Source organism: Siphonobacter sp. BAB-5385 (assembly GCF_002261125.1).
Taxonomy (GTDB): domain Bacteria; phylum Bacteroidota; class Bacteroidia; order Cytophagales; family Spirosomataceae; genus Siphonobacter.
On the sequence record NZ_NMPS01000162.1, the window covers coordinates 60699 to 72377 of the forward strand.

The following is an 11679-nucleotide window of genomic DNA, read 5'->3' on the forward strand; positions in this document are numbered from 1 at the left end:
CCGGCGGGCCTGAATGACCGACCGGGGCTCTCGCCAAAATTTTGTTAACGGCTCTACAAAATGGCTTTTTGAGGTCGCTGAGAATGATTTATAGCTGCACAAAAGTACAGCTCCATTTTTCTATCAAAATCTCAGTGGCTAACTCCAAGCGATTTTCAGTCGATTAAAAATTGATTGTCAACAAGTTATCCACAGTTTTTTCCACATTCAAATCCCTTGTCCACAAATCGAATGAAACACTCTTTTTAGCCTTATTCCATTACACCGAGGTAATTAAACGGCGAAATGGCCCGCAATTCGGCTTTGATAACCTCTGATACATTTAAGGTCTCAATAAACTCGGCAATAGTCTTCGCCGTGATCGCTTCGTTCTTGCGGGTAAGAGCCTTCAATGCTTCATACGGTTGTGGATAACTTTCGCGACGTAATACCGTTTGAATCGCTTCAGCTACTACGGCCCAGTTGGCTTCAAGGTCCGCGTGGATAGCGGCTTCGTTCAACTCCAGTTTGTCCATACCCCGCACCAGCGATTTCAAAGCGATAAGCGTATGAGCCAGGGGCATTCCCAGATTCCGCAGTACGGTTGAATCCGTAAGATCCCGTTGTAAGCGGGAAATGGGTAGTTTGGCCGACAGGTGTTCGTACAGGGCATTCGCTACACCCAGGTTTCCTTCCGCATTTTCAAAATCGATGGGGTTGACCTTATGCGGCATGGCGGAAGAACCAACTTCGCCCGCTTTGATTTTCTGCTTGAAGTAATTGGTGGATACGTAGCTCCACACATCCCGTGAGAAATCGATGAGAATCGTATTCAGACGTTTGAGCGTATCCAGCATCGCTGCTAAATGATCGTAATGTTCGATCTGCGTGGTGTATCGACTCCGCGATAATCCCAAACTACTTACGAAATCATTTCCGAATTCCGGCCAGTCGAAGCCGGGATAAGCTACGTGGTGAGCGTTAAAATTACCCGTCGCTCCACCAAATTTTGCTGCATATGGAATCTGAACGAGCAGGTTTCGCTGTTGCTGCAAGCGTTCAACGAATACTTGCAGTTCTTTTCCCAAGCGGGTCGGTGACGCGGGCTGACCGTGCGTACGGGCTAGTAATGGAATATCTTTCCACAAAGCCGCTAGTGAACTCAGCTTATAGATAACCTCCTCGAAAGCTGGATTGATGACGGCATCCATCGCTTCTTTGAGCGAAAGGGGAATAGCGGTGTTATTCACATCCTGCGAAGTGAGTCCGAAATGGATGAACTCCAGGTACTGCTCAATGGACAGATCGGCGAGTTTTTCTTTGATAAAGTACTCAACCGCCTTTACATCGTGGTTGGTCGTCTTCTCAATTTCTTTAATTCGCAGGGCGTCTGCTTCAGAAAACTCGCTGTAAATAGACCGTAGCTGATCGAACAGCGAGGTGTCAAAACCAGCGAGTTGGGGCAGGGGAAGCTCACAAAGAGCGATAAAATATTCGATTTCTATCCGAACCCGATAGTGTATTAACCCAAATTCAGAGAAAAAGGGGGCCAGCGATTCCGTAGTCCGACGATAGCGGCCATCTACGGGCGAAATAGCCGTAAGGGTAGTAAGAGCCATACTGATTTGCTTCGTAAAAGACAAAGTTACATAGAGAATCGGGTTTAGGGTTGCGGGTTGGGTTTTGAGTTTAGGGTTTTGAGTTATCCACTGTTGCAGGCTTCCAAACCTGTACCCACCATGAAGCAGTTTCCAACTGCCTTTGCAACCAAGCGGTTAATCACAAGTAACCTCAGAAGCATAGTATAGGTATGGTGTACACTTGTCTATCACTCAGTAAGAAACCGGGTAGTCAGCTAGGCTACACGAAAACTCTAAACCGAAAACTATACCAACTTCGCCATTTTTTTCCGAATTTGCTTTTTCATCTAACCGCTTTTCCCAACTAAAATTTGCTTGTATGCCTGAATCTCAGGGTCACCTTCGGCGTTCGATTGGTCTGGTCTCCGGAATTGTTTTCGTGATTAGTGCCGTTATTGGAACGGGCGTGTTTAAGAAAGTCGCCCCCATGTCGGCGGAATTGCAGTCACCAGGACTGGTACTGGCGGCCTGGTTACTGGCCGGAATGATTAGTCTGGCCGGAACGCTCAGTAACGCTGAAGTAGCCAGTATGCTGGTGGATTCAGGGGGTGAATACGTTTATTTTCGTACGATCTACAATCGATTTTTTGCTTTTTTACTAGGCTGGACCAACTTCGCAGTTATTCGAACGGCCTCTATTGCTTCCATTTCCTACGTTTTTGCTCAGTCGTTAGGCTCGCTTATTACGTTGCCCGCTACCTCTGAATCCCTATCCTCGATCCATCTGTTTGGCTTGCAGCCCCTGGATAATTTGAGCGTAAAACTCGTCGCTATTGGACTGGTACTGATTCTAACGCTTCTCAATGCCCGGGGGTTGAAAATGGGCGAAACCATTAGCCGAATTCTGACGGTAGCCATGATTTCCACCATGCTGGTCATTATTGTTCTGGGTCTGTTCTCCGCTACGGGCAGTTGGGCGAATATTGAACAGCCTTCGGTGAATTTCGACGCCGATAAAATGTCAGGTGGTACACTGGCGAGTGCATTAGCCTTGGCGTGTTTAAGTGCTTTCTGGGCGTACGAAGGATGGAATAACCTTGGCTACATTGGCGGTGAAATTCGTAACCCGCAGCGAAACTTGCCCTGGGCGTTGACCATTGGCACGCTCATCATCATGACGATTTATCTCTTGATGAACTTTGTTTACTTCTACGTCTTACCAATTGACGACATTATTGCGGTCCATCAATCCAAGAATGGTATTGCTGCGGTAGTGGCTGTGAAGCATTTTCTGGGGAATGGAGGCGGTTTAGCCATTTCATTATTAATCCTGGTTACCACGTTCAACTGTACAAGTAGCACCATTCTCATGGCTTCCCGCTTGTTTTATGCCATGGCTAAAGACGGGTTATTCTTTAAGACAGCCAATTATATTCACCCGGTTTTCAACACACCTTCCAAAGCATTGTGGATTCAGGGCTTCTGGTCTTCGGTACTGATTTTATCCGGAACGTTCGACCAGTTAACCGACATGCTCATTTTCGCCTCCTTTATTTTCTACGGAGCTACCACTTTAGGGGTATTCATTCTTCGTAGAAAAATGCCGGACGTCAACCGTCCGTATAAGGTCATTGGTTATCCAATCGTGCCTGGACTCTTTCTGGTCTTCTGTGCCTTTCTGGTGGTCAATACTTTATTTACCCGTACCACGGAAGCCATGATTGGACTTTTGCTGATGGCTACCGGACTACCCTTTTATTGGATCTGGCGAAAAAGAGCCACCGTATAGACCCATTCTTTATCCATACAAAGGGCTTAGCAACGGTGTTGCTAAGCCCTTTTTTGTTCAAATCTATGACTCGATTATTGATAAATACTTTCAATTACAGCCTGATGATTCTTGTGAATTACTTTTCGTTTCAATTTCAGGGTAGGTGTCAGTTCCCCAGCTTCCAGCGTAAAAGGCTTGGCTAATATTTTAAACTTTTTCACCCGTTCGTACTGAGCGAAGCTTTCGTTCAGGCGTTCTATCTCCTGATGCATTTTTTCCAGAACCTTTTCGTTTTTTACCATCTCCTCCGGCGTAGTGAATTCAATCTGGTTAAGATTGCAGTATACTTTTAATGCTCCAAACTCAGGTACGATCAGAGCCGCCGGAAATTTCTGACCTTCACCTACGACGAGTACCTGCTCGATATACTTGGATTCTTTGAGCTTGTTCTCTACCAACTGCGGAGCCACATACTTACCTCCTGAGGTTTTGAACATCTCTTTTTTACGGTCGGTAATTTTGAGGAAACGGCCTTCCACCATTTCCCCAATGTCGCCGGTATGAAACCACCCCTCTTTGTCAATAGCCTGGGCGGTGAGTTCCGGTTGGTTATAATAGCCCTGCATGATGTTGGGACCTTTCACCAGAATTTCTCCATCCTCAGCAATTTTCACTTCAACTTCCGGTATGATTGTACCCACACAACCTACGCGTAGATCCGGCGGGTCAACCCGGCCTACCGATACTACTGGCGAAGTTTCCGTTAATCCATACCCTTCGGCAATAGGTATTCCAGCTGCCCAGAACACCCGGGATAAGCGAGGTTGTAAAGCCGCTGAACCCGTCGCTACGATGCGGATTTTACCTCCTAAAGCTTCTTGCCACTTACTGAAGATTAATTTACGAGCAATTTTCAACTGCGTATTGTACCAGAATCCCATGTCATGTACGGGATCGTACCGGAGGCCCAGATTCAATGCCCAGAAGAAAAGTTGCTTTTTAATGCCTTTCAGTTCATATCCCTTTGCTACGATTTTGTCGTATACTTTTTCCAGCAGACGGGGTACGGTGGTAAAAACAGTGGGTTTTACTTCCCGTAAATTTTCCGCGATGGTTTCCATACTCTCCGCATAAAAGATGGAAACGCCGTACCGCATATGAACGTACAGGATGGTACGCTCGTAAACGTGACTTAAGGGGAGAAAGCTTAAGGCCCGTTCGTGGGGCTTCATGGGCATGTATGGATTTACCCCTTCAATGTTCGAAACGATATTCCGATGCGTCAACATTACCCCTTTAGGCGTACCTGTCGTCCCTGATGTGTAAATTAAGGTCAATAAATCAGACGTGCGGATACTGTCTTTAATGTGTTCCAGTTCTTCCTGATTATCTGGACTGGCTAGTTTAGTAAGTTCTGACCAGTGCGTAGCTCCGTCAATAGCATCGAAGGTGTAAATGGCTTGTACCGTTGGTACTTCCTGAACCGCTTGCTGTACTTTCACCAGTAAGTCTTTGCTGGATACAAAAACTACTTTTGCTCCGGCATCGCGTAGAATATAGCGGTAATCCTCAATCGTAATGGTCGGGTACATAGGTACCGATACGGCTCCTACTTGCTGAATGCCAAAGTCAACAATATTCCACTCCGGACGATTATTCGAAATGATCGCCACTTTGTCATTCTTTCCAATACCAATTTTCAATAAACCCAGGCTTACCTGATTCGCTTGCTCAGTAAATTGCTGAGCTGTTATCTTTTTCCAGGTTCCATTAATCTTGGAGGCCAGGGCTTCGTCGCTATTGGTTTGCAGTACATACTGCGGCAGTATATCGAAAACCCTGTCGTAGGGATAGTGCGTTTCACGCATGGGAGGGCGGGGTGTTAGGGTCTGCGTTTCCATAGTGGTACAGGTCCAATCTATTCCTTTTCGAAGTTCAAGTTAAAACATTTTGATATTGAACGTCAAAAGTCGCTGGATTATGCACAAAAAAAGGCCGGAATCCGGCCTTGTCTCTGTAAATACTATACCATTATTTTTCGGGTTGCCGCTTATCGTTCAAATAATACAGCACTTCCTCGTATCCACTAGCATAAATATATTTACCTTTTCCATGGCGGTAGCCATTTTTAAAATCACCCAGGTAGCGATCGCCGTTAGCGTACCGTAACATCCCTTTACCATGGCATTGGCCCGCGGAGAAATCACCGGCGTAAATAGCCCCGTTGGTGTACCACAAGGTACCTTTGCCATCGAAGCGTCCGTTGAGGAAGGTTCCTTCGTATTTCTTTTTGCCCGTTGAATAATACTGCGTTCCAAAACCGTTGGGACGACTTTCCTTCCAGTCACCTTCGTATTTTTCCAGCGTTTTCCGGTTTACGTAGAGCCCTGTACCATTGTCGCAATTGCCCGCCAAACATCCCGTCTGAGCAATCTCCGGAGCTTTAGTATCCACCTTGTTCACGGGTGGTGCGGACGGAAGCTTGGCAACGGAAGTCGATGGGGTAGGGGAGGAAGCCGGTTCCTTACTGGCTATACGTGGGTAAAAATTATCCGCTTCTCGCCATCCTTTCTCAATTGCGGATAATCGATCACGCTTGGGTGGATGGGTGTAGTCTCCTTCGTCGTTTTGTAAGAGCTTGATGGCAATCTGAGCATTCTCTAAACTTCCACCCAGATTGTGTAACACGAAGCCCGAGAAATAGTCGGCCTGAAGTTCTTTATCAGGACGGCTACCGGTACCATCGGACGTATGACCCAGAATATGATGCCCGATTTCATGAGCCATGATACTTACCGCCGACCAGTCAGTTTGGGTTCGGTTTTCCACCAGCTTCAGAAAAGCGTTATCATAAACAACGTAGCGGGTGCCATTGATGATAGTCGCGTAACAGTTATCAGTATTGGGGCATTCGACTACCTGGAAATTGCGTTTCCCAAAGCCCATACCCGCCGATTTCAAAATGTTATCCACAACCGTCTCGGCGTGTTGATTCGACTTGAATAGGTATACGTCACAGGGACCTTTTTGCAATTTTTGTGATCCGTAGCTCCAGGTAGGAAAACGATCTTCTTGATTATCAGTGGAATCTTGAGCCATTACGGGTCCACTTACCGCTAATAAACCCCATAGAAGGCCTTGCTTGAAAAAGCTGTTCATAGGTGTGTAAATGTGGATAACTTGTCTGAGTTATTAACAATGAGGGGTACTTGTCCACAAAACTAAAGAAAAGCCCGTGGCTCATTTCACTGCGGCCCTGTACATTACTCGTATCACAAGCCACGGACTTTATGGTACAAATGGCATTTCGCCTTAATTTATTGCGTCACCCCGCAGATTTCTGAAACGTTTCCGGGCTTCGGCGGTATAAATACTTCCAGGATACTTCTGAAGAATCTCCTGATACAGCTTCATGGCAGTGTCTTTATCATTCATATTTTCCTGCTGAATCTTGGCCGATAGAAACAGGGCATCGTCTCCCAGGATATCCACCGAATAGTTTTTAAGGATTTTATCCAGATCCGCCAGAGCCTCGGCGGGACGGTTTTGCTTCACCAGGGTATTCGCCCGACGCCATAAAATTTCATCCGCCAGCGGGTGTTCCTTGTACTGTTCATAGAGGGTATTCAGCGAAGCTAAGGCTTCCTCCGTCCGGTTTTGGAAGAGCAACAGATCTACCGCAGCGTAAGCTTTCATCGCCGTTTCGGTTGTATCCATGCCCGTATTGTCCTGAATGAGCAGGCTCAACTCGATCGCATCGTTCGAAATTTCGCGGGTCGTGGCTTTTTTAAGAATATCAAGTACTTCCTTCGCCAGCTCAAAATCACCTTTGTAGTAGGAGAGTTTCGCATTCTTCAGCTTGGCGTCATAGCCTAAGGGGCTTTCCTTGGCTGACTTTTCCACCTGCGAATACAGGAGCGTTGCTTCCCATGGTTCACTTTTCAACAAGTACACATCGCCTAAATCCAGCTTGCACTTGTCGATGAAATCCTGATCCATTCCCGCACTCCTGATCGCTTTTTGCAAAATAACGGCGGCCGTGTCCTTTTCGTTCAGGTAAAACGCGTACAGATGGGCTGTATTTCGCAAAGCTTCCAGCGTACGCGGGTTTTCTCCGACTTCGGCAAAGAATCGCTGGTATTCGTTAATCAAAAGCCGGATATCGTCTAATTTGACGGGGTAGGTAGTTTTGACCACTTCCTCTTTAGCGTTGATCAACAGTCGGCGGTAGACGGGGTAGTTGGGACTTTTGGGGTATTCCTTCACCAAATATTCAAAAACTTTCCCCGCTGCCTCGTAATCTTTGTTCTGCATGGCCATGAAGCCAATCTCGGTTACTTTCTGACCTTCCTGCTTTAAGCGACGATCCAGAGCCCGGGCCTGAATAAAGGCTTTTCCAAACTCTTTTTGCTGAATGAGGTACCAGACCAGCATTTCGCCGTAGTACTTTTCATTGGGTACTTCCTGCACTTTTCTGTACAGCAGTTTTTCCAGAAGCAGGGTCATTTTCTCATCCTTCATCTCATCCTGAAGAATGCCCTGAACTAAATCCGTATTGCCTTCCTGCGATCCAAACCGGAGGTATTCTTCCATCATCGCTTCATTTTGCTGCAGAATGCGATAGAGCCGTGCAATCTGGATGGAGTAGCGTAGGGGATCATTTTGCGTTTTGCGAGCCTCCTGGAAGAGTTTTAGAGCTAAATCGGCCTGATCCTTGTCGGCCAGGTTCTTTCCAAGGCGATAGGTTAGCTCTTCTTTCTTCTGGGCTTTGAGCAGAGCTTCGGCGTAAAGCTTATCCGATTCCTTGATCTTGCCCTGACTTTCCTGCAGGCGGGCATAGTCGAGCAGATAAAAGGGGTTGTCCCCATCACTCTTGATCTGACGCTTCAAAAATTTTTCAGCTTCGCCCAGTTCTTTCAGACGCATCAAACTTTCCAGATAGGGCTCGTACACTTCACCCACCGTTTCCTTGTTCCGCGTCAATTTCTCAAGGGTAGCACGGGCTTTTTCATATTCCCCATTACGAAGGTATTCCCGCCCCAACTGTACTTCGGGCATTTCCACTTGAGCGGGCTGGAGCTGAGCCTGTACATTCAGCGTGAGCAATAGAGCCCCAACGAAAATCAGTTTACACAGATCGTTTACCATTACATTTATTAACAATATCTTTCTTTTAAATCTTTTTTAATGGTTGTAATAGGGGCGGTGGAAAAGTGGGAAAGTTTTTCTTTTCAAATCCTTGCCTGATACTTCGTTGATTATTTACCTACTTCTCCACAACTATCCACACGCTTCTCCACATCTAATATACTGATTTACAATCAAACCGTAGTTATGCACAAAATAGTGTTTTATCCACGGTGGAAAAGTTTGTTTTTCGAAGGGTGTGAATTACGGTTAATAACTCGTGTATGAAACGGGGGATTTCTCCTGAGTTTTCAACGGGATCTTCCTCTTCAGGGGTTGTGCAGTAAGGAATGTGTATAGGTCCAGAAATCATCCACAGGGCTTATCCCCCGTTTCCACAGAAAAAGGCCCAGTTATCCACGGACTTATCCACGTAATCTTTGGACATTTTTTATTTTGAATGTAGCTTTTCCGTAGTAGCGATTTTAGGGCTCATTTCGCCACTTGTCCACAGAAGTTTTCCACATCAGAAAAGACACTGATAAAGGCACAAAAAAGCCCCGCCCAGATAGGCGAGGCTTGAAACCAATGTATCGCTTCGTTCAACTATTGTAAGGTGAAATCATTCCCCAATAATTCGAAGTTCGCTTTCAGTTTGATTTCACCGGGGAAAAGAATGATGGCTTCGGGTGGGATAAAGGCATCCGGATTTCCGGCATCCCAGCGTCCATTTTTATTAACATCTAAAACGAGTCGCAAACGGTAGGTTCCGGCCGGTACCGATTTAAACGTATACGGGGTTTGATTACGTATGCTTCGAACGACTTTGTAATCGGCAGCACTCAGGAGTTCGACAATAAAATCAGATTGTACATTTCGTACTTCCCCACTGATGGTACCGTACTTTTCCGGATCACGAAGTGGATTCAGAAGGCGAATGGCTTGGGCCGTATCACCTTCGATGGAAATGAATGTACCCTTGGGAAAGATACTTCGAACATCCCGCCGGAACTTTAATTCTTTCTCAATTTTCAATTGTGTTCGGTACGGATTCCACTGGTAGTCGTTGGCTGAGAACATAACCCGACGAATGGTGTCTTCCTGAATTTCTACCCGTAGCGGATTGAACTGCGTAATGGGTTTGGAAAAATCGATGGTCAATTTGAAGAGCTGCTCCTGGTCCTCTCCCGTTTTTGGATTAACTTTTACCTCCATGGCTTCTCGCGTATCGGCATCACGTTTGCCCCGTTCCCGAAATCGGATTTTTTGTGTATGAGTGAAATCCCGGTTCAGCGAATCCTGTACGGTAATGGTAGCCCGTACCGTATCCGTCGTATTTAGAATATTGTAAAACCGTAACTGATTCGTCTCGATGAGTGCATAAGTCAAACTATCTTCCTTGCGTTCGAACCGCACTTGTACGGCTTGCAAACCCCGCGGATAAACCAGCGAAAAACTGCGGGCGGTAGCCACAGTTTTGGGCGTACGCTGGGGCGAATGATCCGCTGCCGTAATTTTCAGTTCGGGCGATTCTGTAAAACCCGGAAGTGTAATGGGGTTCGGGTGGAAGCCAATCTGTTCCTTTTCGGTATTGTAAAAGAGGTTGTTGTTAACATCCTTCAGAGCCGCCAGACGATACTGACCCGGTGCCATATTTTCCAGATCGAAGCGACCCGAGCTATCCGTTTTCGTTAAATAATAGGGCTTGTTTTTGGAGAACTTGAGCGTATCGCTCTGTTGGTACAAACCGACGAGTGCATCGAAAACCGGTTTTTCCGTAAGCAGTTCTTTCACGGTTCCCTGGAGTCGGAGTGAGTCCAGTTGCGATCCGGTACTAAAGACCAGCTTAACGTTACGGGCCGGGTTTCGCTCGGTTACGTCCTTGAAGGCATTCCGGAAATTCAGCGTGTACGTGGTGTTAGCCCGGAAGTCCTGATCGAAAGTAATGCGTACGCCTTTGGGATACGTTTTAAAGTCAAACGTCCCTTCGATGGCCGGGGTAATCAGTAATTGCTGGTTGAGATTATCGATGTTGATGTACTCGTCGAACTCAAGCTCAACGACTCTCCCTTTGAAATTTACCGTCTGATTCTGCGGCACCATTCGTGTCACTTTGGGTGGAACCAGATCCTTTTGACCTCCCGTCGGCGAGCTTTGCTGAGCACATCCCCACAACAGAATTCCGGCCAGACTTACCAGCACAGCTAGCCGGCTGCTCTTAGATTTTCTTAAAGACATAGATCAGACTTGAGTAATTATTCTTGTTGTGTTTGGCCCACTGATTCGACTGAAAGCCCTTTTGTACGGCTTCCAGATAATTGGTTTTTCCATCCCGGTATTTCGTACTGAGCATACTGACGTAAAACGAATCGAAGGGCATGGGCAGCGTCTGTTCGAGTCGGAATCCTTTCTGGCCGAGCAGAGCCCGCATGGTTTGCTGGGAGAAATGATACAGGTGGCGTGGAACGTCATAAGCCGCCCAGTACTTGCCGTATTCCTGAGCATCGTACGACTGAAAGTTGGGTACCGCGATGATTAAATGCCCCGCCACGCGTTGTCGCAGCCAGTCCAGTGTCGCATCGAGCTGATGAATATGTTCGAGTACGTGCCAGAGCGTCACTACGTCAAAGGTCTCATTGGTATAGCTTTCCAGAATCGAAGACTGGATGATTTCGCCCGTTTCTTTCATGGCTAACGACCGTGCTCCGGGGTCGGGCTCGATGCCCGAAACCTTCCAACCGTCGGCTTTGCCTACCGACAGAAACATGCCCGTACCGCAGCCGACGTCGAGGAGTTTTCCTTTCGAGGGGCTCAGTTCGTTGATCAGTTTAAGCTTATTGCGAAGGGTGATTTTTCGTACCTGGTGGTAAGCCTGAGCAATGATACCCTGCCGGGTATTACTATGCGAAATATATTCGGTGGACTGGTAGTAGGCACCAATCGCGGCTTCGGTGGGTCGGGGATTGGTAAAGACAAAGCCACAGGAGGGACATTGGACCAGCGTAAATTCTTCCTGACTTACGGTGTAATCTTTACAAACCAAATAGGGGGAATGGTGTTCACTTCCGCAGACGGGGCAACGACCAAGGGTTTCCATTTTCATACTTCAAAAATAGCCGAAGTCTTTTGATTCAACGCGTGTCTGTTTCGACAAGCTCGGTATGCTTGGTTAAATATCCTTAATACCTGGGCAAGGCTACGAAAAAACCCCTTCGGATCGAA

At 46.8% G+C, this 11679-nt stretch carries 7 protein-coding genes; 1 reads left to right on the forward strand and 6 read right to left on the reverse strand.

All coding sequences use genetic code 11. The features are described 5' to 3' along the window. Positions 1 to 251: 251 nt before the first annotated feature. A complete protein-coding gene (gene purB / locus BWI93_RS16180) occupies positions 252 to 1598 on the reverse strand; it encodes an adenylosuccinate lyase (protein WP_094813147.1) in 1347 nt (448 codons plus the stop codon). 340 nt (positions 1599 to 1938) lie between these two features. Here purB and BWI93_RS16185 point away from each other — a divergent pair, with 340 nt between their 5' ends. Continuing rightward, positions 1939 to 3348, forward strand: a complete 1410-nt coding sequence (locus BWI93_RS16185) for an APC family permease (protein ID WP_094813115.1) — start codon at positions 1939 to 1941, stop codon at positions 3346 to 3348. A gap of 74 nt (positions 3349 to 3422) precedes the next feature. Here BWI93_RS16185 and BWI93_RS16190 read toward each other — a convergent pair whose 3' ends face one another. The 5 genes from BWI93_RS16190 to BWI93_RS16210 all read right to left on the reverse strand — a co-directional run bounded on the left by BWI93_RS16190 (position 3423) and on the right by BWI93_RS16210 (position 11560). After that, positions 3423 to 5231 carry a long-chain fatty acid--CoA ligase gene (locus tag BWI93_RS16190; RefSeq protein WP_255157911.1) on the reverse strand — a complete coding sequence of 603 codons (1809 nt, stop codon included), beginning with the start codon at positions 5229 to 5231 and terminating at the stop codon, positions 3423 to 3425. A 130-nt stretch (positions 5232 to 5361) separates the two neighbouring features. Beyond that, complete coding sequence (locus BWI93_RS16195) at positions 5362 to 6489, reverse strand: M48 family metalloprotease (RefSeq protein ID WP_094813119.1); 1128 nt, start codon at positions 6487 to 6489, stop codon at positions 5362 to 5364. Positions 6490 to 6642: 153 nt separating this feature from the next. Then, positions 6643 to 8478 (reverse strand): tetratricopeptide repeat protein, encoded by a 1836-nt coding sequence (locus BWI93_RS16200; protein WP_255157912.1) that lies wholly within the window; start codon positions 8476 to 8478, stop codon positions 6643 to 6645. Positions 8479 to 9063: 585 nt separating this feature from the next. Beyond that, positions 9064 to 10695, reverse strand: a complete 1632-nt coding sequence (locus BWI93_RS16205) for an Ig-like domain-containing domain (protein WP_094813121.1) — start codon at positions 10693 to 10695, stop codon at positions 9064 to 9066. Further along, complete coding sequence (locus BWI93_RS16210; protein WP_094813123.1) at positions 10676 to 11560, reverse strand: methyltransferase domain-containing protein; 885 nt, start codon at positions 11558 to 11560, stop codon at positions 10676 to 10678. The genes BWI93_RS16205 and BWI93_RS16210 overlap by 20 nt, the downstream gene beginning before the upstream one ends. Positions 11561 to 11679: the final 119 nt, after the last annotated feature.